The organism is Undibacterium sp. Xuan67W (assembly GCF_049340165.1).
GTDB lineage: Bacteria > Pseudomonadota > Gammaproteobacteria > Burkholderiales > Burkholderiaceae_D > Undibacterium.
On sequence record NZ_JBMPPN010000022.1, the window covers coordinates 36,724 to 61,354 of the forward strand.

Genomic DNA, 24,631 nt, shown 5'->3' on the forward strand with positions numbered 1-24,631 from the left:
TGACTTCCAGCAAGTGTCGGTTCGATTCGATTCGTGACGCTAAAACTAAGCAGCTTCCAATTCATGCAAAGGCCAGCGAGGTCTCACGTTGAAACCATAATCCCGTTTGGCTAAAGCGGGATTTTTTTTGAGTCGCATCGCGCCTGCAAAGGCAATCATTGCGCCGTTATCAGTACAAAATTCTAATTCAGGATAGAATACCTGAAAGCGTCGTTTAGTGGCGGCCGCATTTAACGCAGCTCGCAGTTGACTGTTCGCTCCCACACCGCCCGCAATCACTAAACGTTTCATTCCGTGTTCTTTCATCGCAGTCACACATTTTGCGACCAGCACATCTACCAGTGCATCGACAAAGCCACGCGCAATGTTCGCCTTATCCTGTTCGCAGATATTTACCGGATGAGTTTTTACAACGGTAAGCACGGCCGTTTTTAAACCAGAAAAACTGAAGTTCAGATCCTTGGAATGCAACATGGGACGCGGAAACTTATAAGCAAGCGGATCACCGAACTCTGCCAGACGTGAGATCGCAGGCCCTCCCGGATATGACAGACCTAAGAGTTTAGCGGACTTATCAAACGCTTCGCCGGCAGCGTCGTCAAGAGTTTCTCCTAACAATTGATACTGACCAACGCCATCAACGCGCATGAGTTGCGTATGACCGCCGGACACCAATAGGGCGATGAATGGAAATGCCGGTGGCTTGCTTGCTAATAAAGGAGAAAGCAAATGACCTTCGAGATGATGAATGCCCAACACGGGCTTATCTAGCGCCAGGCCTAATCCGCAGGCTACAGAAGCACCGACAAGTAAAGCGCCTGCCAGGCCTGGTCCTTGTGTATAAGCAATCGCATCAATCGCGGTGCGCGGCAATTGTGCTTTGTCCAGCACTTCTTCCAATAAAGGAATTGCTCGCCGTATGTGATCGCGTGAGGCCAGTTCCGGTACTACCCCACCGTATTCTTGATGCATGGCGATTTGCGAGTGCAAGGCATGTGCCAACAGACCCTGTTCAGTGTCATATAAAGCAAGACCGGTTTCATCGCAGGAAGATTCAAGACCAAGAACTATCATTGTGTTTTCTAGAGGCAGATGCCAGAGTGGAGCGATTCTTGCATGTGAATGTAACATGCAAGTACGTAAAAGCAGGATTATAGCGATAACAAGTGGAGTTGGATGAGTAAGCCGAACAATCAGAAGTCAATTGCCTTGTCATCAAGTTTGAAAATCGTCGTGGTCAACACGGTGGTATCACATGAAGACGAGCAGGAAGAGAATGCTCAAGCGCAGCTGGAGCGTTCTCGTGCTTTGCGTATTGGATTGCTCCAGGCCGGATATAACATCATCGCATCGATTCCAGGCGACTTCTACATGATAGAGCGTATCGCACAGTTACAACCGGACATGATCATTATCGATGCTGAGTCTGACTCTCGCGATGTACTGGAGCATATGGTTCTGGCTACTCGTGATGCCCCAAGACCTATCGTTTTATTTACGGAAGATGCGAATCAATCCAATATGGCCGCTGCGATGGAAGCTGGAGTCTCCGCTTATGTCGTTGCAGGTCTGCAAGCAGAGCGAATTAAGCCTGTACTGGATGTCGCCATGGCACGATTTAATGCAGATCAAAAATTACGCTCAGAACTTTCGGATACCAAAGCCAAGCTGGCCGAGCGCAAAACGATTGAGAGAGCGAAAGGCCTGTTGATGGAGCGCTATCACTTGTCCGAAAACGAGGCATATCAAAAACTACGTAAGCAAGCGATGGAAAAGAACTTGAAATTAGTTGATCTTGCACAGCGTATGCTCGATGTTGCTGATTTGCTCGGGTAATTTGTACGGCCCAAATGATGCCTTGTACCTCAGGGAACAAGATGTATGCCGCGCAAAATTAGTGCGGCGCACAATTCGAGTGCGATTCTGGCGGGTGATTTTGTGCATCTTCTTGTTGAAAAGATATTTTTCAACCTATTCGGTCATAAAAACTACATGGCACGCAGTTTGCATTGGCCAATGTATGCGCCAACGATGGCGTAATTGTGGATCAGGCTAACGGCGGTCGATTCGCATCAGACAAAGGTGTCTCTCCATGCAAGCTTCTTGTTTGCTGGACAGGCGCCTTTTTTTTGTCCCGAATTTTTTTGGCTGGAGTTCAACTATGTCGATGCACGAAATAACACCTAACAACGAAGGCGATCATGATGACAATGCAATTAATCTTAAGCGTCGCAGTATCGTGCAAAGCGCCAGTCTATTTGCAGGAGCAAGTGCAATGGGATTAGCGACTGGTGGTGTGTGGGCAGCAGGTTCAGATAAGCCGGAGAAGGAAGAAGTTCGCATTGGCTTCATCCCGCTGACAGATTGCGCGTCTGTCGTGATGGCCTCCGTGCTTGGTTTCGACAAAAAGTACGGCATCAAAATCGTACCTACCAAAGAATCATCCTGGGCGAGCGTACGCGATAAGTTAGTCAACGGCGAACTCGACGCAGCACACTGCTTATACGGCTTGCTGTACGGCGTGCAAATGGGTGTCAGCGGATCCAAGAAGGATATGAATATCCTGATGACGCTGAATAATAATGGACAAGCGATTACCTTATCCAAAAAGCTGGCAGAAAAAGGCGCGGTAGATGGCGCCGGTCTCGCCAAGCTCATGCAAACAGACAAACGCGAATACACTTTTGCGCAGACTTTCCCTACCGGTACACATGCTATGTGGCTGTATTACTGGATGGCAGCGCATGGCATCAATCCAATGAAAGACGCTAAAGTCATCACCGTCCCGCCACCGCAAATGGTCGCGAATATGCGGGTCGGCAATATGGATGGCTATTGCGTCGGCGAACCCTGGAATCATCGTGCGATTGCCGACGGTATTGGTATTACTGCCGCCACAACACAAGACATCTGGAAAGATCATCCAGAAAAAGTATTGGGTACGACTGCCGAGTTTGTACAGAAATATCCGAATACAGCCAGGGCCATGACGGCGGCGATTCTTGAAGCCAGTCGCTGGATTGATGCATCGCTGTTGAACAAAAATAAAATGGCTGAAACGATTGCTGATAAATCCTATGTCAATACCTCGGTGGATGTCATTAATCAGCGGATTCTCGGCCGCTACCAAAATGGATTGGGTAAGACCTGGGATGATCCTAACTACATGAAATTCTTCAACGACGGCGCAGTGAATTTCCCCTATCTGTCTGACGGTATGTGGTTCCTGACTCAGCACAAACGCTGGGGTTTGCTGAAAGTGGATCCAGATTATCTGGCCGTCGCTAAATCTGTGAACCGTATTGATATCTACAAAGATGCAGCGGCAATGGCAAAAGTCAATGTTCCTAAAGACCCGATGCGCAGCAGTAAATTGATGGACGGTACCGTATGGGATGGTAAAAATCCGGCGGCCTACGCAGCATCCTTCAAGATCAAAGCCTAAGGAATCGTGATGAATACCATGGTGCGGGGCGTCATAAGAGAGCCGGTCAAAGCGGTAGCTGATAATACAGGAGAACGGTCTACTTCCTCTGCTATTCCTGAGGTAATAGCAACAACAGCTACGACAAAAAATAAGGAGCTGAAATTGAAGCGTTCTATACGACCGTTTTTGTTGAGTGTTTTACCGCCGATATTTGGTATCAGCTTGCTAGTGCTGATCTGGGAAATTATCGCATTCAAAAATTCATCCTTTCCTTCTCCCTGGGTGACCTTGCAAGAAGCGATCAATGTATTTTCTGATCCCTTTTACCAAAAAGGACCGAACGACCAAGGCATAGGCTGGAATATTTATGCATCGCTGAAACGGGTGGCAGTTGGTTTTGGACTAGCTGCTGCAGTGGGGATTCCGCTAGGGTTCATGATAGGTCGGTTTCGCTTTTTGTCCGGCATGTTTAATCCCATTATCAGCTTGCTGAAACCGGTCTCGCCATTAGCCTGGTTGCCGATTGGCTTGCTGGTATTCAAGTCGGCCCATCCCGCCGCGATCTGGTCGATCTTTATTTGCTCTATTTGGCCGATGGTGATCAACACGGCGATCGGTGTGCAGCGCGTACCGCAAGATTACATGAACGTGGCACGTGTATTGAATTTATCTGAATGGAAAATCGTCACGAAGATTTTATTTCCCTCGGTCCTGCCTTACATGTTGACGGGCGTGCGTCTGGCGATCGGTACCGCGTGGTTAGTGATCGTCGCAGCCGAGATGCTGACAGGTGGTGTCGGAATTGGATTTTGGGTATGGGACGAATGGAATAATTTAAATGTTCCTCACATCATCATAGCCATTATCGTCATCGGTTTAGTTGGTTTGATTCTGGAACAAATTCTGGTCGCAATTGCCCGCGCCTTCACTTATGAAGAGGTATCGTCATGAACCCATCTGAGACTGTTATTGATGTATCGTCCAAAGATCCGGCAGGCGATCAGAAGTATATCGAGATCAATCAGGTCGAGATGATGTTCAACACCAAGAAGGGGAGTTTTCATGCTCTGCGCGATATCAATCTCAAAGTGCGTAAAGGTGAATTCATTACGCTGATTGGTCACTCCGGTTGCGGCAAGTCAACTTTGCTGAATCTGATAGCAGGTCTTACCGAGGCGACGTCGGGCACGTTGTTATGCGCGCATCGCGAAATATCCGGTCCGTCTCCAGAGCGCGGTGTGGTTTTTCAAAACCATTCCCTATTGCCATGGCTGACTTGTTACGAAAATATTTACCTCGCAGTGGAGCGTGTTTTTGGTGCTGCTGAAAATAAGACTAAATTGCAAAAACGTACCTTGCAAGCTTTGTCGTTAGTTGGTTTGATGCACGCAGAAAAAAAACGTCCGAATGAAATTTCCGGTGGTATGAAACAACGTGTCGGCATCGCCCGTGCATTAGCGATAGAGCCAAAAGTCTTGTTGATGGATGAACCGTTCGGCGCACTCGATGCACTGACCCGCGCTCATTTGCAAGATGAATTACTGAAGATCGTTGCTAAGACTCAATCTACCGTAGTGATGGTGACTCATGATGTGGATGAGGCGGTACTACTGTCAGATCGTATTGTGATGATGACTAACGGACCCGCCGCAACCATTGGTGAAATAGTGCATGTGGAGCTGGAGCGACCCCGTGATCGCGTCGAGCTCTCACAAAATCCACAATATGCCAGCTATCGCAGTGAAGTGCTGGAGTTCCTTTATCACCGTCAGTCGCATCCTGCGAAAGATGCAGCCTGATGGCACCAAGTTGTCGCAGCCTAACTATATAGCCTTAATACTGCACTGGATGTAATAGCGTTGAGTCAGTCGCGATCAAAGTGAAGTTTGATGCACACCGGCACTGTTCCTTGCTTTGCATTGAGTGGTAACCGAAGGAGATGTCATGAAAAAATTAAAGTTGGTCATGGTCGGTAATGGTATGGCAGGCGTGCGTACTCTGGAAGAATTGCTGAAAATTGCCCCCGACCTGTACGACATTACGGTATTTGGTGCTGAGCCACATGCTAATTACAACCGTATCTTGCTATCACCCGTATTGTCTGGTGAGCAGAATTTTAAAGACATCATGCTCAACGATGTCGACTGGTACGAAGAAAATAATATCACCCTGCATCTGGGTAAAAAAATCGTCAAGATCGACCGCGTCAAGCGTCTGGTCATCGCCGAAGATGGCACGCTGACAGAATATGATCGCCTCCTGATCGCCACGGGTTCTGTGCCATTTATGTTACCGGTGCCGGGCAAGGATGCTAAAGGTGTCATCGCGTATCGGGATATTTATGACACGAATACCATGATCGAAGCGGCGGAAAAACACACGCATGCGGTGGTCATCGGCGGCGGCTTGCTGGGACTGGAAGCGGCAAATGGTCTGATGATGCGCGGCATGAAAGTCTCGGTGGTCCATCTGCCGGGCTGGTTGATGGAGCGTCAGCTTGATCAGGTTGCTGCCAAGATGCTGCAAAAATCGCTGGAAGATCGCGGTCTTTCCTTCCTGCTGGAAAAAAATACGGAAGCTATTCTGAGTGATGACAATGGTCACGTAAAGGGTATTCGTTTCACTGACGGTTTGGAAATCCCCGCGCAGTTAATCGTCATGGCGGTCGGAATTCGTCCGAACACCGCACTTGCAGAATCTGCAGGCTTGTATTGCAACCGCGGTATCGTCGTCAATGACACGATGCAGACCTACGATCCACGTATTTATTCTGTCGGCGAATGTGTGAATCATCGCGGCACTGTGTACGGCCTGGTGGCGCCATTGTTTGAAATGGGAAAGGTCTGCGCGAATCATCTGGCGAATTTTGGGATTGGACGTTATCAGGGCTCAGTCACATCGACGAAACTTAAAGTCACGGGCATTGATCTGTTCTCCGCCGGTGAATTCATGGGTGGCAAAGACACCGAAGAGATCATCCTGTCCGATCCGATAGGTGGTGTGTACAAGAAGCTCGTACTCAAAGATGACAAGCTGATCGGTGCCTGCTTGTACGGTGACACCGCTGACGGAAGCTGGTATTTCAAGCTGCTGCGCGAAGGCAAAAACATTGCCGAGATCCGCGATACCTTGATGTTTGGTGAATCCAATACTGGTGACGTCGGTCACGAAGGCTTTACTAAAGCCGCCGCGATGCCGGATACCGCAGAAGTCTGTGGTTGTAATGGCGTCTGCAAAGGCAAGATCGTCAGCACGATTAAAGAAAAAGGGTTGCTGACTCTCGATGAAGTGCGCAAACATACCAAAGCATCGGCATCGTGCGGTTCCTGTACCGGTTTGGTGGAACAAATTCTGATGTTCACTGTCGGTAGTGATTATAGCGACAGCGCAAAAGTCAAAGCTATGTGCAGCTGTACCGACCACTCGCATCAGGCAGTGCGCGATGCGATTAAAGAACATAAATTGCTGACCGTCGCAGCGACCCAGAAATTCATGGAGTGGCGCACACCGGATGGTTGTTCAAGCTGCCGTCCTGCGATCAATTATTACCTGATTTCGACCTGGCCTCGTGAAGCAAAGGATGATCCGCAATCACGTTTTATCAATGAACGTTCGCATGCAAATATTCAGAAGGATGGCACTTACTCCGTGATTCCGCGGATGTGGGGTGGCGAGACGAATGCATCTGAATTACGCCGTATCGCCGATGTTGTCGATAAATTTAAAATCCCGACAGTCAAAGTTACTGGCGGTCAGCGTATCGATTTGCTCGGTGTGAAAAAAGAAGATCTGCGCGAAGTCTGGCATGACCTTGGTATGCCATCAGGTCTGGCGTATGCCAAGGGTTTGCGTACCGTTAAAACTTGTGTAGGCAGCGAATGGTGTCGCATGGGAACGCAAAACTCGACCCTGATGGGCCAGCAGTTAGAGCGCGAACTAGCCCGCATGTATTCGCCGCACAAGGTCAAGCTAGCGGTGTCCGGTTGTCCGCGCAATTGTGCAGAAGCTGGTATTAAAGACGTTGGTGTGATCGGTGTCGATTCGGGTTGGGAAGTCTATGTCGGCGGTAACGGCGGAATCAAAACCGAGGTCGCACAATTCTTCGTCAAGCTCAAAACCCATCAGGAGGTCATGGAGTACACCGGTGCCTTCTTGCAGTTGTATCGCGAAGAAGGCTGGTACCTCGAACGCACCGTGCATTATCTCGAACGCGTTGGTCTTGATCATGTGAAGAAAATCGTACTCGAGGATGAAGAGCGTCGCAAAGAGTTATACCAGCGCTTGCTGTTTGCTCTTGAAGGCGAGAGCGATCCTTGGCATGAACCGGAGAAGGCGCAAGTCGATACGCGTCAGTTTGAGATGCTGTCCGCATCCTGATAAATCGTCGGGAAAATTCGCCCAGAGAACTCGCCCTGATAAACAAGGTGCGCTTGCGCACCAGAACGCCGCATGGATGTGTGAGCCGCAGCCATGTGTGAGAGATAAAAAAGGAAACACCATGTCCGAACAATGGAAATCTATTTGTAGCGTTGATGATATTCCGGTACTCGGTGCGCGTGTAGTGACCCGCAGCGCCAAACCCGATGTCGCGATTTTTCGTAACAGCGAAAATAAAGTTTTTGCCCTGCTCGATAAATGTCCGCACAAGGGCGGTCCGCTGTCTCAGGGAATCGTCTTTGGTGAAAAAGTGGCATGTCCGCTGCATAACTGGAACATTGAATTGCCGACGGGGTGCGCGGTATCGCCAGACGAAGGTTGTACGCAAAAATTTGCACTGAAAATCGACAATGGCCAGGTTTTTCTGGATGCCGATGAACTGAAAAATCTCGCTCTTGATCCCGTGAGTGCGTGATTGAGAAACGATGCCTGCCTACACAGGTATCTCACCAATCTGAATTCGCCAAGATACTGTCGTTAGTACGAAAATTAATATACTCCCCTTTATTTATATTAAAACTATGCCATTTCTGCACGTTTTTATTGGTACTTTAAATAATACTGGTATGGAGTATAGTATTTCTGCATTCTCAAAAAGGTAAGCACATGACCGAAACACTAGCCACCTGTTGTTACTGCGGGGTAGGTTGCGGTGTCATTATTCAGACCGAAGGCCAGCAAGTAACTGGGGTTCGCGGCGATCCTGATCACCCCGCGAACTTTGGCCGTTTATGCAGCAAAGGCAGCACGCTGCATCTGTCGGCACAACCCGCGATCAAGATGCAAACGCGTGCCTTATATCCGGAGATGCGTGCGACGCGTGAGCAGCCGCGCAGCAGGGTGAATTGGGATGTCGCCTTAGATAAGATGGCGCAACAGTTCGCCAACACGATTGCAGCGCATGGTCCCGACAGCGTGGCATTGTATATTTCTGGTCAGTTGCTTACTGAGGATTACTATGTTTTTAACAAGCTCGCCAAAGGTCTGATCGGTACCAATAACATTGACAGCAATTCCCGGCTTTGTATGTCGAGCGCGGTCGCTGGCTACAAACAGACGTTGGGCGCAGATGCGCCACCCGCGTGCTATGAAGATCTGGATCTGGCAGAAGTCATTTTTATCGTAGGTTCGAATACGGCATACGCCCATCCGATTTTGTATCGTCGTATCGAAGAGGCGCGCAAAAAAAATCCTGCACTCAAAATTATCGTTGCCGATCCGCGCCGTACAGATACGGCCCGTGAAGCTGATTTGTTTTTACCGATCTTGCCTGGTACCGACGTCGCCTTATTCAATGGCATGCTGTATCTGTGTTTGTGGGAAGACCTGATCGACAATGAGTACATCGCGGCACACACGGAAGGCTTCGCTGAACTCAAGCAAACTGTGCGCGATTACACCCCCAAATTCGTCGCTCAGACCTGCGGTATTACAGAGGCCGATTTAGCCCAGGCCGCCAGCTGGTTTGGACAATCCAAAGCCACGCTGTCCCTGTATTGCCAGGGCTTGAATCAATCGTCATCCGGTACGGCAAAAAATGCCGCATTGATTAATCTGCATCTCGCCACGCATCAGATTGGCAAACCTGGTGCCGGCCCGTTTTCATTGACCGGACAGCCCAATGCGATGGGCGGTCGTGAAGTCGGTGGCATGGCGAATCTGATGTCGGCGCACCGCGATTTAGCTAATCCAGTGCACCGTGCCGAAATCGCCGCGCTGTGGGGCGTGGACGATGTACCTGCGGCGCCAGGCAAAACGGCAGTCGAAATGTTTGATGCCGTGCGTGCCGGTGAGATCAAAATTATCTGGATCGTCTGCACGAATCCTGCCCAGTCCATGCCAGAGCAAAATCTGATACGGGCAGCACTCAATACCGCGGAGCTGGTGATCGTGCAAGAAGCTTATAGCACCACAGCGACCGTGCCCTATGCCGATATCTTGCTTCCAGCGACGACTTGGTCGGAGAAGTCCGGCACGGTGACCAATTCTGAACGCCGCATCACCCGCGTCAACCCGGCGCTGGATAAGCCGGGTGAGACCAGGCACGATTGGGAAATCGCCACCGCGTTTGCGCGCAAGCTGGAAAACTTATTAGGTAAAGCCCATTCGATTTTTCCGTACGAAACACCGGAGCAGGTCTGGAACGAGCATCGTGAAAGTACCCGTGGGCGCGACCTTGATATTACAGGTTTGTCCTATGCGATTCTGGAGCAGGCCGGCGCGCAGCAATGGCCTTATCCGGAAGGGGCGAGCAAAGGGCAGCAACGCTTGTATGAGGACGGTATTTTCCCGACTGCGACCGGACGTGCCCGTTTCGTCAACACTGTGTATCAGCCGGTCAAGGACACGATCGACGCACGCCATCCGTTCCAGCTCAATACTGGACGTTTGCGTGATCAATGGCACGGTATGAGCCGCACCGGCACGGTTGCACAATTGTTTTCACACGCAGCTGAGCCTGGGATTGCGATGTCTAAGCAAGATATGGAAAGACGCTTTCTGCAGCAGGGCGATCTGGTGCACGTGACGAGCCGGCGCGGGTCGCAGATTTTTGCTGTGCAAGAGAGCGACGAGATGCGTGCCGGGCAGGTATTTGTCGCCATGCACTGGGGTGAGGAATATGTATCCGGCCGTGGTCAGGGCGAGAACGCTGGTTACGGCGTGAATGCGCTGACATCACCGGCAATCGATCCTAGCTCGAAGCAGCCCGAGCTGAAGGCTGCAGCGGTCAAAATTCTTAAGGCAGAATTGCCGTGGCGTTTCTTGGTATTTGCCTGGATCGATAAGGAGCAAGCCTTGGTCTTGCAAAAAGCATTACGTCCTTACATGCGTGAGTTTGCTTATGCCAGTTGTACCCCGTTTGGCCGTGACAAAACAGGCATCTTGTTTCGTGCTGCAGACGACTACGCCGCAGCGCCGGAGTTGACGCAACAGATCGAGCAGTTATTCGGTATCACAGGTGTTGAGGTGTTGCGCTACGACGATAGTAAGCGTGGTAATGCAAGACACATCATGGTCAAGGATGGCACGCTGGCGGCGGTCTCCTTAGCCGGTGACGTGTCGGCAGAAAGCTGGCTGAAAGCCTATCTGGTCGATGAAGAACCGGTCGCCAAGCTCGGTCGCTTGTTACTGATGCCGAGCACCAGTGCGCCACAAGGGTTTACGGCAAGAGGCAAGGTCGTATGCAGTTGCCTGAACGTCGCTGATGCTGAAATCAATAGCGCGCTGAGCGGAATGACTGGCAGCCCGGATGAGCTGCTTGCAGGACTGCAAGCGCGTCTTAAATGTGGCACGAATTGTGGTTCTTGTGTGCCAGAGCTGAAGAAGATGATTGTGATCCGGAGTGAGCCGGTCGCGGTATAAAGATCGTGACGATGTGCTGGGTGTTTTTCGAGATGACCAATCTAATTTAGGAATTGTGTTGCTTCAAGGATTAAAACCTTGTTATGGGATATAGGATGCACTAAAAATTGTGGCATCCTATATCCCAGACAACATAGTGGGTGTCAGCTAAAGACCCTCTGGGATATGAATTCGCATCAATATGTAGCCAATAAAACAAATGCGGACAGCGTCTATCTAGAGCTGCCCGCAATTTTTCGTTCCTGCTCGCTGCAGATATCCCTCGTATTTTTGCTGCTAAAACGCTTGTTACGGCACGTAAGCAAGAACCAATATCGGATAATGCTGGTAATGGCTTTTTTGCAATTGCCACTCACAACGCTGGCTTCGTCAATAACGTCTGGTCAGTCCTCGGTGTCGCGTGCCGGCCAGATAGTCAGCAAACCGCAAACAAGCGCTGTGCCAGTAAGCGCAACGCAGCCACCAGAGCGATGGTCGCAACTAGCAGATACGATTTTTCAACGCTTGGGCAAAGAGCAGGGATTGCCCTATTCGATTGCGACTGCTCTAGCGGAAGATGGTGATGGTTTTCTTTGGGTTGGTACGCAAAGTGGTTTGGCGCGTTGGGATGGATATCGTTTTCGCTCGTATCTACCAGATCCAAAACGGGCGGGAGCCTTGCTTGACGGTTTTATCCAGACGCTGCATAAAGACAGCAGGGGACGCTTGTGGGTAGGAATGAATGCGGGCGGACTGGCACGTTATGATAAAGATCAAGACCGTTTTGTGCACTTCCCAGTAGGACCCCAGGGATTGAGCCATGTCTTGGTACAGTCGATCACCGATGATGGAGCGGGTGGTGTCTGGGTCGGGACGGCAGGAGGATTGAATCATGTTGACGGTGATTCTGATGCCGTTACCGTAGTGACTCATGATGAGCAGAACGCCCAGAGTCTGCCTGACGATAAAATTGCAGCGGTATTGCGTGATAGCAAGGGTGAACTCTGGATCGGTAGTAGCAAGGGATTGGTGCGCATGGGGGCTCGCGGAGCATTTGCACCGGTACCACTGACGACTTCGAACGGAGTTTTACCGGCAGTCTGGCAATTATTTGAAGCAAGTGACGGACGAATATGGGTTGGTACGCGCAAGAATGGCGCCTTTGTTATCGACCCGCATACCGGTACAGCCCTGACTGTCACGGAGAGCGCACCGTCGGACTCTGCCTTGCTAAGTGAGGGGGTGCACGCCATCCTCGAAGTGAATCCGGGGATTATCTGGCTTGGTACGTACGGACAAGGAATCGTGAGAATCGATACGCGCTCGATGCAGACCCGACGCTTACGTCATGACGCCACATTGGTCACCAGTTTGAGTGACAACGCTGTCTGGGCGTTGTTAAAGGATCGCTCAGGTCTGGTTTGGGCAGGGACGACACGCGGTATCAATTTATTTAATCCTACACAGAGCTCTATCGTCACAATTTTTGGTGCCGCCAATCGGCGGGATAGCATTTCTGACACAGATGTCCTGGCAGTTTTGCCCGCCAAAGATGGGCGAGTCTGGGTTGGCTTGCGCGATAACGGTATTGATATTCTTGATCCGTCTGGTATGCGGGTCGGTTCCTTACGGCCAGATCCAAAAAATCCTGAAAAAGCCCTGCCGAATGACCGTGTCTACACAATGAGCAACTCGCCAGCAGGTGATGTGTATATCGGAACGGCTCGTGGCGCGTATAAAGCAGACCTCGGTGGCAGACAGGTCGAGCGTCTGCTGCTTGCCCCCAGAGATCCTGCAGCGTCAGTTGATGCGTTGATGTTCGATGAAAGACGCTTGTGGATAGGCAGTCGCGAAGATGGTTTATGGCTAAGCGAGCTGCAGCAAAAAAATCAAAGTTTTCGCCCTGAAGGCTACCAGCAACTCACAGACCAGCGCGTCAATGTAATTGAGCGCGGAAAAAATGGCACAGCATGGATCGGGACCTTAAACGGGCTTAATTTTTTCAATGCGGATCTCAGATCAGTGATTCGAATTGCCGCTGCGCCAGCGACATCTAATGCGTTGTCCGCCGCTGTTATCTTGTCGATGCTGACGGATCGACAGGGACGGGTGTGGGTCAGCACGATCGGCGGCGGCATTAATGTCGTCGAACGATACACCAGTGAGGGACAGCCGGTATTTCGTCGCCTCGGGAAAGAACAGGGTTTGCCTAGCGATACGATTGCCCATTTGCTGCTGGATCGTGAGGGAAAAATTTGGGCAAGTACATCAGAGGGACTGGCGGTCATTGATCCCGCCGATTTTCGTATCCGTACTCTGCATCGCGCCGACGGCGTCGGTATTGCAGGCTATTGGTCGCACTCAGGCGCGGTAACAGCCGAAGGTGAGTTATTGTTTGGCGGTGTCGGAGGCTTAACGGTCGTTCGTCCAGACAAAATGGAGGAGTGGACGTATCGTCCGCCGGTGGTTGTTACTGAGGTTCGTATTGGCGGGAAAGTGGTTGCTCTGGATATGCTGCATTCCGGTGACGGCGATAGCGATGCATCAGATGTCCGGGTTCTCGTGCCTTCGGATACCAATTCACTGGCAGTTGAATTTTCTGCACTCGATTATTCTGCACCCGAAAATAATCGTTATCAGTATCGGCTCGAGGGATTTGATAAAGACTGGATCACTACCGATTATTCAAGGCGACTCGCCTCGTACACAAATTTACCTCCTGGGAATTACCGCTTATTGTTGAGAGGATCAAATCGCAACGGCGTCTGGACCGAAAATGCGCTGGAGTTACCAATACGTGTTTTACCTGCTTGGTATCAGACTTATTGGTTCCGTACTTTGCTTGCCTTAGCTTGTCTCGCGGTGGTAGTGGCGATTGTTCGCAGAAGAACCGCTTATCTTCGAATACGTCAGTCGGAACTGGAGAACGAAGTCAGGCAAAGAACGCTGGAGCTAAGAGAGAAGCAAACCGCATTAGAACTCGCCAATAAGGGCTTGAGCGAAGCTAATGTGGAACTTGCTTTATCCGCAGACGTCTTGAGGCAACTCAGCGATATCGGCCGTGAAATTACTGGCAGCCTGTATAGCTCTGCGGTATTTAAAACGGTACATCATCATATCGGCGGGATTTTTGGCGATAGGAATTTGTCGATCTACCGTATCAATTTTAGTGGTGACCGCCTAGATCGGGAATTTGGTCGGGAGGATGGTCTTGCACTACCTGACTGGTCGATTGATCTGGCATCACCGACCTCGAATGCGGCGAGAGCCGTGCGGGAAAAAACTGAAGTATTGATGAATCTGAGCCTCGATTCGGTGGACCAGACGCATATTCCTGGTACCCGGCAAATGAGGTCTGCATTGTTTGCGCCCCTGATGATTGATGAGCGAGTATTGGGTGTGATGACAATTCAGTCTGAACGCGAGCATGCTTATGGCAACCGGGAGTGTATGATTTTCCGCACTATCTGCTCCTATGTCGCAATCGCGCTGGATAATGCAGAAGCCTACAAACAACTGAAACTGATTTTACATACCTTGAGCGAAACGCAGTCTGAGGTAGTGCGGAAAAATATTGAACTGGAACGCACCTACAGAGAGCTCAAAGAAATTAGTTTGACCGATCCTCTGACAGGCTTGGGTAATAGACGGTATTTGTTACAGCACATGGATGCCGACGTCGCGTGGGTGTTACGGCAGTATGACGAGTATCTGAAAAAACCTGAATTGCCAGCACCTGCCCAGGCGGATCTGATTTTGTTTCTGGTGGATCTTGACCACTTTAAGGTCGTGAACGATACGCACGGTCATGCCGCTGGTGATCTTGTATTGATTGAAATGCGTGCAAGACTGGAAGAAGTATTCCGGGACTCGGATTATCTGGTGCGATGGGGAGGCGAGGAGTTTTTGATTGTTGCCAGAGCTGTTAACCGGTCAGAGGCTGAAGGCTTGGCTGAGCGTTTATGTACTGCAGTCGCCCGTACCTCATTTGTCATTTCAGATAATGTCACGCTGGTGCAGACTTGTTCGGTTGGTTTTGCCTGCTACCCCTTTTTGCCGCACAATCCGCACTTGCTTACCTGGTTGCAGGTGCTTGAGCTTGCCGATCAGAGTTTGTATCGGGCTAAGGTCGACGGTCGTAATGCCTGGGATGGAATATATGGCACTGAGCATACGCGGGAGGATGACTTCTTTCAGCGTGTCATGTTAGAGGCGGATACCTTGCTTCAAAACGGCGAACTGGAGCGCGTGTGTCGCGCAGATTACTTGGCCGCAAACCGGCTGACGACCTTGTAAGTATCTTCCCACATAATTTGTTGATGATTAGTTTATCAGCGCATTTTTTACTACTTCAGAATGATGACGACAGACAAAAACGCTTTAGTTGAGTCATTTCCCGCAGCCCGCTTTATCAAAGAAATCGGACGTGGAAAAGAAGGTGCCCGTAGCATGTCGCAAGAGGATGCTCAGATATTGTATGGTGCCATGCTGGAGGCGCGGGTCTCTGATCTGGAGATGGGCGGGATCCTGCTGGCGATGCGCATTAAGGGCGAATCGGTACAGGAAATTGCGGGCTTTATGGCAGCGGCACAGACGCAGATTCTGGCCTTACATGCGCCATCAGATGGACCATATGCTCCATTGGTGATCCCTAGCTATAACGGCGCCCGTAAGAAGGCGAACCTGACCCCTTTGCTTGCTTTGCTGTTAGCGCGCAGAGGTGTGCCAGTGCTGGTACATGGTGTGCTGAAAGATGCCGGGCGGGTGACAACAGCAGAAATTTTTGAGGCGCTTGGTAAACCATTTGCGGGTTCTGCCGCGCAGGCGGAAGCACAGATGACGCAGCATGAACCAGCTTTCATGTCGATAGATGTCCTGTCTCCTGCAATGACACGTATTCTGGCGATGCGCAGAATCCTGGGGGTTCGCAATTCGACCCATACGCTGGTGAAAATCCTGCAGCCGTTTACCAGTCCGGCTTTGAGGCTGACTTCCTATACGCATCCTGAATATCAGATTATGTTGCATCAGTATTTTTCTGAGATTGCACCGCATGAACGTGGCGATGCTTTTCTGATGCGAGGTACGGAGGGGGAGACGGTGGCGAGTACCGGACGTGCGCAACAGATTGACTGGTTTCATGAGGGACAATGTACGACCCTGGTACAGACGCATCAGAGTCTGTCCGGCGATTTGCCGGATGTACCTGAGACTTGTGATGCGGCGACTACGGCTCGCTGGATTGAGTCTGTGCTGGCGGGCGATGTGGTAGTGCCTGCAAATATTGCAGATCAGGTCGAACATTGTGTGTTGGCCGCTAAATTACTCAAAGAGCGACCTGTGAGGGCTTAAGGTTGGATGTCCATTGATGCAGTGCAGTAGAGGGATATTGAAGTCAGATTTGACGAAAAATATATGAAAAAAGCGCCGGATGAACCGGCGCTTTTTTTGTCATGAATTACAGTGACTAATCAATGAGTTTGCTTCAATCAGAAATTCGCTTTGAACTGGACACCATAGCTACGTGGCTCGTTCAGAATGCCTGTCAGATTGTTGAAATCGATCGCTGCGATGACTTGTTGCTTGTTGGTGATGTTGCGACCATAAGCAGCCAGTTCATACTTGCCATCCGCCCATTTGTAGCCAACACGCAAGCCGCCTTCCAGAAGGGATTTGGCTTTGTATTCTTTGGCTTCATACAAGAACATGTTGTAGGTGTCTTTGTATGCCCAGTCAGTGAATACATACAGATCGCCGTCAGCAATCGGGGTGCTATATTTGAGCGTGAAGTTGCCTACCCACTTCGGTGCGCGTGGCAATGGATTTCCACCGATTAATACTGTACCTGCAACTGGTCCTGCCGGATTCGTGACAGTACAGCCGTTGCCGCAAGGAGAGACAAACAATTTGGAATCTTTGATTTCGGTGTCGTTATAGCTGACGCCGACCGTTGATTTCCAGTTGCGGTTCAGATTTGCTTGCAGATCAACTTCAAAACCCTGACCAGTTGCTTTGTCTGCGTTGACCAGTTTGTTTTGATTGACTGCGCCACTACCTGCAGTCAATTGCAGATCTTTGACGGTGTACTGGAATACGGTTGCAGTGACGCGTGCAGTATTGTCTAGGATGTCCTTTTTGATACCGGCTTCAAAAGACAGCGCTTTTTCAGAGTTTGCAACAGAGATGCTGTCACCAAATAAAACACGACCCTGCACACTTGGTGCGCGGTAACCAGTTGCTATACGACCGAAGAAATTGGTTGTTGAATCCGCGGCATAGTTGGCACCTAAATCCCAGCTAATGTTCGTAGAGCTTGGGCTTGCAGTATAGACCGTCGGTTTAGCACTAGGTGCGGAGCCCGGTGTCCATGGACGGCTTGCATCAAAGTCTTTCTTATCACTGGTATAGCGGATACCACCACGCAATTTTAGTTGGTCGCTCACGGCATAATTCAGAGAGCCGAATGTTGCCCATGATTTCGCATGCTGGTGCTGTACTGCGTAGCCATCTTGTACGTTGCCGCCCAATGAGTTGAAGTCGAAACTATCGACTTGCAGATCTTCTTTGAAGTAATAAATACCGGCGATCCATTGCAGAGCATCTTTTGTATTCGATTGCAGACGAATTTCTTGTGTCACCTGTTTCAGATCTGGTACGCCGTCAGCAGTCTCTGATGGGAATGGAATAAAACCAGGGCCCATAGGTTGCGCAAAAGATGCACCATAACCACCATCGACGTCAGCGCGGCTGTACAGCTTTGCTTTATCGTAAGCAGTGATGGAATACAGTGTCATGCCATCAAAATCCCAGCGCAGACGCGCGCTGACACCCGATGAACTCAGCGTTTGAGTATTGATACCGTCAGTCGGATAGCTGCTGTAGTTGAAGCCAGGTACCAGTTCGTTGGTACCTTTTTGAATGATATTGGCACGGAACAGAGTAGCGTTGCCCGACAAATCGCGACCATGGGCATTGAACAATGCGCTGAAGCCGCCGTTCTTATAAGCCAGTTGGATACGCGCTGCTTTGTCGTGGTAGCCTTCGAGTTCCTTGGTCCCAGTGCTGCGCGGGTTGGTGACGCGGTCATCACGTGATTGCGATTGACCGGATAAACGCATTGCCCAATCGCTATTTAACGGTACGTTGACTGCGCCTTCAAAATTGACTGCTTTGTCATTGCCCAAACCAAGGTTTGCATAACCTTCAAAGACGTTGGTTGGTTTAGTTGATTCAAATTTGATGACACCTGCAGGCGAGTTACGGCCAAATAATGTGCCTTGAGGACCCCGCAGAACTTCCACCTGATCTACGTCAAAAATCGGGAAACCTTTCAGAATCGGGTTTTCCTGCACGACGTCATCGTAGATCAGACCGACTGGCTGAGACGCATTCAGATCAAAATCGGTATTGCCCAGACCGCGGATATAGAAGCGCGGAAAGACGCGGCCAAAATCGGATTCAATGTTCAGACTAGGTACGCGTGAAGCAAGTGCGCGGATATCCTGACCGCTGGCGTTATACGTGTCCAGAGCCTCACCCTTGATTGCAGAGATCGACATCGGGACTTCCTTGATGTTTTCTGAGCGGCGGTTGGCCGTGACGATCACGGTCTCTAATTGGGTGGAATCTTTGGTATCGCCAGACTTCGTCTGGGCGAAGGCAGCATGCATAGGGAAGGCAGTTGCTACCGCAAGTGCCAGCAAGCTGAGCTTGGTAGTTGGTTGTTGCATCTGATTCATCCTCTCGGTTAATTGAAACGACATATAGTCAGTAGAGCGGGTATTTCTTGGAACGGCCTCGTATCCCCGCTGACCTGACCAAAAACAGTGCGTGCAGCGTTTGATGCACGACGACAAAGCTCAAAGCTTCGGTGCTCAATGATTGCGCAATCGTTTGCGCTTTCAATAGCTCTGTTATCTCTTCTTGCAACAACCAAGTCAAGAATTAGTTTATATGACATGCAAATTTGAGAAATGTGACATCTTTTCGTTGCAAAATTAAAACAGACTATTGATATTCAGAAATTTTATAAATGATTTTGGGGAATACAAGTTGAGAGATCGCTGCCAAATGGGAGGGCATTTACCTACTTGATTGCACTAACATAGTGCGGTTTATGTTCAATCCCGCGAACCATGGGATGGCTTTCATGGAACGTGACTTGCATAGCAGGTGTATCTGAACGATCTTCTGGACATAATTTATGCGTAACAATGGCAAAGTATTCTTGGTCGGCGCCGGCCCTGGTGATCCTGACTTGCTGACGATTAAAGCGGTTAAAGCGATTGCGCAAGCGGATGTCGTCATGATTGATGATCTCGTCAATCCTGATGTATTGCAGCATGCCTCGCCCTCCGCACGGATTGTGCAAGTCGGCAAGCGCGGCGGTTGTCAGTCAACACCTCAGGCTTTTATTGAAAAACTGATGCTGGCCGAGGCGCGGGCAGGTCAATGTGTTGTCCGTTTGAAAGGTGGAGATCCTTTTATCTTCGGCCGCGGCGGCGAAGAGCGTCAGCATCTGATGCAGCATGGAATCGCCGTCGAAGTGATCAATGGCATCAGTAGCGGGCTGGCGGCACCAGCCAGTCTGGGCATACCATTGACGCACAGAGACTGGGCGCAGGGAGCAATTTTTGTTACTGGGCACGGCAAAACACCGGCTCATCGCCCTGACTGGGCTGCCTTAGCTAAAACCGGACTAACTCTGGTGATTTATATGGGCGTCGCGCATTGCCAGCAGATTCAGGGTGAATTGATCGCCGGTGGTTTGTCTGTCACCACGCCAGTTGCCGTCATTCAATCGGCGACCCGGAATCATCAGAATCAACTGATCACGACTTTGCAGCATCTCGCCAGAGATTTGTCTGCATCGTCGCTAGGGAGTCCAAGCGTCATTGTGATAGGCGATGTAGTGCGCTGTGCTGATGCACAATATCAATTAAATAGTTTGCCATCAGTGGCCGCACCAATGGGTGCGTAGGCTTCGTCCTGCCACAATCCAACTAGTGGCGTATTTTTTTGTAACTTGTTTCGGTGACTCATCATTAAATCGAGGAATATTTTTTTACCCGTTTAATTGTTGACAGTCCTTAAATGGCATAGATTACATCGGCTACAATCACGCCTCAATCCTCTCTGGAGACAATCCGATGGGGTCTCAGAGGCGAAAAAATACGAAAGTCAGGAAATGAGTCAACACTACGATGCAATCGTCATTGGCGCGGGTGCTGCCGGCATGATGTGCGCCAGCGTTGCAGGTCAGCGCGGCAAAAGCGTTCTGCTTATTGATCATGCTGCTAAATTAGCGGAAAAAATCCGTATCTCTGGCGGCGGCCGCTGTAATTTCACTAATTTACAAGCTGGTCCGGCAAATTACTTGTCTGAAAATCCGCATTTTTGTAAAAGTGCTTTATCGCGTTATACCGCTCAGGATTTTTTAAATCTGGTCAAAAAATACCGGATCGCGTATCACGAAAAGCATAAAGGTCAGCTATTTTGTGACGACAGTGCCGAGGACATCATTCGTATGCTGAAGTCGGAATGCGATCTGGGTAAAGTCCAGTGGCGCATGCCTTGCCAGGTTAAAGAAGTTCAGCGTACAGACGCTGGATATCAGGTCCTTACTGAGCAGGGAATATTTTCTGCCGCGCAACTCGTGATTGCGACGGGGGGATTATCCATTCCGAAAATCGGCGCTACGGATTTTTCTTACCAAATTGCCCGTCAATTCGACCTGAAGATTGTTGAGCCAAGACCGGCACTGGTGCCCCTGACGTTTGATCCTAAGGCATGGGAACCTTTTGTGCCGATGGCTGGGATCTCGCTTGAGGTTGATATCGCGACCGGAGATAAAAAGAATAAAACGATTTTTCGCGAAGACTTGTTATTTACGCATCGTGGATTGTCTGGCCCTGCAGTGTTGCAAATTTCCAGTTTTTGGCAGCCAGGTGAGGCGATTACGGTCAATCTGTTACCCGACGTCGATTTGGCAGAAGAATTGATTGCTGGTAAGGGGACGATTAAAAAGAATATAGCTAATCATCTCGCTACTTATGTGCCAGCGCGTCTGGCAGAGGGCTTGCTCGCGGCGAATGGGATTGCCGGAGATGCCAAAATCGCCGACCTGACCGACAAGCGCTTGCGCCAGTTGGGCGACAATATGAACCGCTGGCAACTAATCCCGAATGGGTCTGAGGGCTATCGTAAAGCCGAAGTGACGCGGGGCGGTGTTGATACGCGCGAGCTTTCGCAGCAAAGCATGATGGTGAAGAATTGCCCGGGGCTTTACTTTATTGGTGAATCCGTAGACGTGACGGGGTGGTTAGGCGGATACAATTTTCAATGGGCTTGGTCGTCGGGATTTGCAGCGGGTAGTGCCATCGAATCTTGATTGAATTCTGATTACCAGATTTGTGTGCTGTGTTACCAGGGCGGTGTTGTTTTTTATTTTTTATTTATACTACCCTGGTGTATTTCTAATTCACCTTATATCTATTGCACATTAAGGCATAAAAAACAGCATACCCCCTATATTTGATAATTTTCATAATGAGCGGAGGATTGTAAACTTATGAGAAATAGGGGATGTGCTGAGGTTTTGCGTAAGATTTAATCAGTTCAGCTTCCAATCTCATCAAAGTTCTGCTATTATCTCGTTCTTCCTATAAATTTTTCATTGGTTCCGAACTTAAATGACCACAATTCGCCTTAAAGAAAACGAGCCGTTCGAAGTCGCTATGCGTCGCTTCAAGCGCACCATCGAAAAGACCGGTCTGTTGACCGAATTGCGCGCACGCGAGTTTTACGAGAAGCCAACTGCAGAGCGCAAGCGCAAGCTGGCTGCCGCAGTAAAGCGCCACTACAAACGCATTCGTAGTCAGCAATTGCCTAAGAAAATGTACTAATTCTGGACTGATGCTGCTACGCAGTATCGTTCATCATTGTTGCATTTGATGGCTAGCATGCCCGCTCCGGTAGTCCGCAGCGGGCTTTGTGTTTTTAATAAATTACATTGCCAGGAAAATCCATGAGCTTAAAAGATCAAATTACCGAAGACATGAAATCAGCGATGCGTGCGAAAGAGGCGGCGAAGCTGGGAACGATTCGCCTGATCACTGCGGCGATGAAGCAAAAAGAAGTGGATGAGCGCGTTGAGCTGACTGATGCGATGGTGCAGACCATTATCGACAAAATGATCAAGCAGCGCAAAGATTCGATCAGCCAGTTCGAAGCAGGCGGTCGCCAGGATCTGGCAGATATTGAAAAAGCCGAGCTGGCAATTTTGTCCGCCTATATGCCAGCTGGCATGTCCGACGCTGAAGTGCAGGCTGAAGTGGTGGTCGCAATTACAGAATCTGGCGCTGTCGGTCCGCAGGACATGGGTAAAGTCATGGCGATTTTGAAACCGAAACTCGCAGGTCGCGCTGATATGACGGCAGTGTCTGCATTGGTAAAGGCTGCATTGACGTCACGCTAATTGCGGTAATTTTGAGCTGACGATTTTGATTCCACAAACCTTCATCCAGGATTTGCTCGCCCGCGTCGATATCGTCGATGTGGTGGGTAAGTATGTCCAGCTCAAAAAAGGTGGCGCAAACTACATGGGTTTGTGCCCCTTTCATAACGAAAAATCCCCAAGTTTTACAGTAAGTCCGACCAAACAGTTTTACCATTGTTTTGGTTGTGGTGCGCATGGGACATCCATCGGTTTTTTGATGGAATATTCTGGCATGAGCTTTGTTGACGCAGTAAAGGATCTGGCGCAAAACAATGGCATGATTGTGCCTGAGGATGATAAGTTACTTCCCGCTCAGCGTGCCGAAGTGCAGGCAAAAAGTCTGGCGCTGACGGATGTCATGACCAAAGCTTGTGATCATTATCGCTTGCAATTGCGAGGGGCTGAGGCGGCAATAGCCTACCTGAAAAAACGTGGTTTAACGGGTGAAGTCGCTGCCAGATTCGGGCTTGGTTATGCGCCTGACGGCTGGGACGGATTACGTGCGGTTTTTCCAGACTATGCGGCACCAGCTTTGGTTGAGGCGGGTCTGGTCATCGATAAAAGTGAAGAGGACGGCGGCGGGCGTAAGCGTTACGATCGTTTTCGTGAGCGCATCATGTTCCCGATTCGCAATACTAAAGGGCAGGTCATCGGTTTTGGTGGGCGAATATTGGAGCAGGGTGAGCCTAAATACTTGAATTCGCCCGAAACGCCACTATTTCAAAAAGGCTTTGAGTTATATGGTCTGTTTGAGGCGCGTCAGGCTATCCGTGAAGCTGGTTATGTGCTGGTAACCGAGGGCTACATGGATGTGGTCGCGCTGGCGCAAATGGGTTTTCCGCAAGCGGTGGCAACCTTGGGTACGGCATGTACGCCAACACATGTACAAAAATTGCTGCGTCAGACTGATCATGTGATTTTTAGCTTTGACGGCGATAGTGCCGGGCGTCGTGCGGCGAGACGTGCTTTGGATGCCTGCCTCCCTCATGCGAATGATAATAAAGTCATTAAATTTCTGTTTTTGCCAACTGAACATGATCCGGATAGCTATATCCGTGCGCTCGGAAATGAGGCTTTTGCCCAGCAAGTGCAAGATGCCATGCCGCTATCGCAATTTTTCATGAAAGAAGTTGTCGGCGAAAGTGATTTGTCGACGGCGGAAGGGCGCGCCAAAGTGCAATTTGATGCCAAGCCCTTGTTGCAGCTAATGCCTGCTTCGGGTTTGCGGTTGCAGATGGTGCGTAGTCTTGCTCAGGTGACCAAGACTACGCCGGCGGAAATTGAGGCATTGTTTGAATTAAGTCAGCCTGTTGCCCGGGTCAAAATTGCACCGCCTAAAAGCAGGCGCAGCGCTCCCGTAGGTTTGGAGCGGCAAATTATGCGCATCTTGGTCGCGCATCCTTCGCTTTCGGTCGCTTTGGACCAGAATGCCCTGGCGGATGCGGCGAATCTGGCTCCGGACGGAGCGGAAATGCTGATGCATCTGGTGTCTTCTGCGCAAGTGATGGGGGAGCAGGCAAATTTTGCTGCACTTGCTGAGCATTTAAAGGCATCTGGATCCGATTATGATGCGCTGATTGCAGAAATTGCGGAGCAGACCGAGACTGACATTGATGTTGTGCGCGTGGAATTGACTGGCGCAATCCGGCAAATGCGCTTTCAGGTTCTGAAGTCCGAAATGGAAATGCTGGCCGCATCCGGTTTGCGCGAGCCTGCGGATATCGCCCGTTATCGGGAGATTATGCAAATGCAGGAGAGTCTGCGCCGGCAGGCGGAGGCAGAAGTAGTGGCAAGATAGCAATTAAGCATGATGGGCCGTATCAGGATTAATGGAGGCTTGCCTATTTTTTGTTCACTAAAAGCCTTGTGTGTGACCGGGAGGGCTAGAGTTAAGGCGGTGCTCATGGTATAATTAAAGGCTTTCGATT

Annotated in this window: 16 protein-coding genes; 14 read left to right on the forward strand and 2 right to left on the reverse strand. The window is 50.0% G+C overall.

Features of this window, described 5'->3' with window-relative positions; translation table 11 throughout:
- Positions 1 to 45: 45 nt before the first annotated feature.
- The gene (tsaD, locus tag ACO0LE_RS16935) at positions 46 to 1,074 is read right to left on the reverse strand and encodes a tRNA (adenosine(37)-N6)-threonylcarbamoyltransferase complex transferase subunit TsaD (RefSeq protein ID WP_422961518.1); all 1,029 of its coding nucleotides are present in this window, start codon (positions 1,072 to 1,074) and stop codon (positions 46 to 48) included.
- Between the two features lie 102 nt (positions 1,075 to 1,176).
- On the opposite strand from tsaD, the gene ACO0LE_RS16940 reads away from it, so the two are divergent.
- From ACO0LE_RS16940 to ybiB, 9 genes are all read left to right on the forward strand, one after another.
- Entirely contained in the window at positions 1,177 to 1,836 is a 660-nt protein-coding gene (locus tag ACO0LE_RS16940; RefSeq protein ID WP_422961519.1) for an ANTAR domain-containing response regulator, read from the forward strand.
- A 331-nt stretch (positions 1,837 to 2,167) separates the two neighbouring features.
- Complete coding sequence (locus ACO0LE_RS16945) at positions 2,168 to 3,445, forward strand: CmpA/NrtA family ABC transporter substrate-binding protein (RefSeq protein ID WP_422961541.1); 1,278 nt, start codon at positions 2,168 to 2,170, stop codon at positions 3,443 to 3,445.
- A gap of 18 nt (positions 3,446 to 3,463) precedes the next feature.
- Positions 3,464 to 4,378, forward strand: a complete 915-nt coding sequence (gene ntrB / locus ACO0LE_RS16950; protein ID WP_422961542.1) for a nitrate ABC transporter permease — start codon at positions 3,464 to 3,466, stop codon at positions 4,376 to 4,378.
- An 80-nt stretch (positions 4,379 to 4,458) separates the two neighbouring features.
- A complete protein-coding gene (locus ACO0LE_RS16955) occupies positions 4,459 to 5,226 on the forward strand; it encodes an ABC transporter ATP-binding protein (RefSeq protein ID WP_422961543.1) in 768 nt (255 codons plus the stop codon).
- A 145-nt stretch (positions 5,227 to 5,371) separates the two neighbouring features.
- Entirely contained in the window at positions 5,372 to 7,804 is a 2,433-nt protein-coding gene (gene nirB, locus ACO0LE_RS16960; RefSeq protein ID WP_422961520.1) for a nitrite reductase large subunit NirB, read from the forward strand.
- Between the two features lie 121 nt (positions 7,805 to 7,925).
- The gene (nirD, locus tag ACO0LE_RS16965) at positions 7,926 to 8,279 is read left to right on the forward strand and encodes a nitrite reductase small subunit NirD (RefSeq protein WP_422961521.1); all 354 of its coding nucleotides are present in this window, start codon (positions 7,926 to 7,928) and stop codon (positions 8,277 to 8,279) included.
- Between the two features lie 191 nt (positions 8,280 to 8,470).
- The gene (locus ACO0LE_RS16970; RefSeq protein WP_422961522.1) at positions 8,471 to 11,227 is read left to right on the forward strand and encodes a molybdopterin-dependent oxidoreductase; all 2,757 of its coding nucleotides are present in this window, start codon (positions 8,471 to 8,473) and stop codon (positions 11,225 to 11,227) included.
- Between the two features lie 330 nt (positions 11,228 to 11,557).
- Positions 11,558 to 15,502, forward strand: coding sequence for a two-component regulator propeller domain-containing protein (locus ACO0LE_RS16975; RefSeq protein WP_422961523.1), 3,945 nt, complete (start codon positions 11,558 to 11,560; stop codon positions 15,500 to 15,502).
- A 63-nt stretch (positions 15,503 to 15,565) separates the two neighbouring features.
- Positions 15,566 to 16,558, forward strand: a complete 993-nt coding sequence (gene ybiB, locus ACO0LE_RS16980; protein WP_422961524.1) for a DNA-binding protein YbiB — start codon at positions 15,566 to 15,568, stop codon at positions 16,556 to 16,558.
- Positions 16,559 to 16,695: 137 nt separating this feature from the next.
- Here the strand turns inward: ybiB and ACO0LE_RS16985 are convergent, their stop codons facing one another.
- Positions 16,696 to 18,936 carry a TonB-dependent receptor gene (locus tag ACO0LE_RS16985; protein ID WP_422961525.1) on the reverse strand — a complete coding sequence of 747 codons (2,241 nt, stop codon included), beginning with the start codon at positions 18,934 to 18,936 and terminating at the stop codon, positions 16,696 to 16,698.
- A 473-nt stretch (positions 18,937 to 19,409) separates the two neighbouring features.
- Between ACO0LE_RS16985 and cobA the strand changes: the two genes are divergently transcribed.
- The 5 genes from cobA (at position 19,410) to dnaG (ending at position 24,501) form a co-directional block, all read left to right on the forward strand.
- Positions 19,410 to 20,186 carry a uroporphyrinogen-III C-methyltransferase gene (gene cobA, locus ACO0LE_RS16990; RefSeq protein WP_422961526.1) on the forward strand — a complete coding sequence of 259 codons (777 nt, stop codon included), beginning with the start codon at positions 19,410 to 19,412 and terminating at the stop codon, positions 20,184 to 20,186.
- Between the two features lie 207 nt (positions 20,187 to 20,393).
- Complete coding sequence (locus tag ACO0LE_RS16995) at positions 20,394 to 21,596, forward strand: NAD(P)/FAD-dependent oxidoreductase (protein WP_422961527.1); 1,203 nt, start codon at positions 20,394 to 20,396, stop codon at positions 21,594 to 21,596.
- A gap of 301 nt (positions 21,597 to 21,897) precedes the next feature.
- Positions 21,898 to 22,110, forward strand: coding sequence for a 30S ribosomal protein S21 (rpsU, locus tag ACO0LE_RS17000; protein ID WP_005877634.1), 213 nt, complete (start codon positions 21,898 to 21,900; stop codon positions 22,108 to 22,110).
- Between the two features lie 122 nt (positions 22,111 to 22,232).
- Positions 22,233 to 22,682: a GatB/YqeY domain-containing protein gene (locus tag ACO0LE_RS17005; RefSeq protein WP_422961528.1), complete on the forward strand. Its 450-nt coding sequence runs from the start codon at positions 22,233 to 22,235 to the stop codon at positions 22,680 to 22,682.
- A 25-nt stretch (positions 22,683 to 22,707) separates the two neighbouring features.
- Positions 22,708 to 24,501, forward strand: a complete 1,794-nt coding sequence (gene dnaG, locus ACO0LE_RS17010) for a DNA primase (protein ID WP_422961529.1) — start codon at positions 22,708 to 22,710, stop codon at positions 24,499 to 24,501.
- Positions 24,502 to 24,631: the final 130 nt, after the last annotated feature.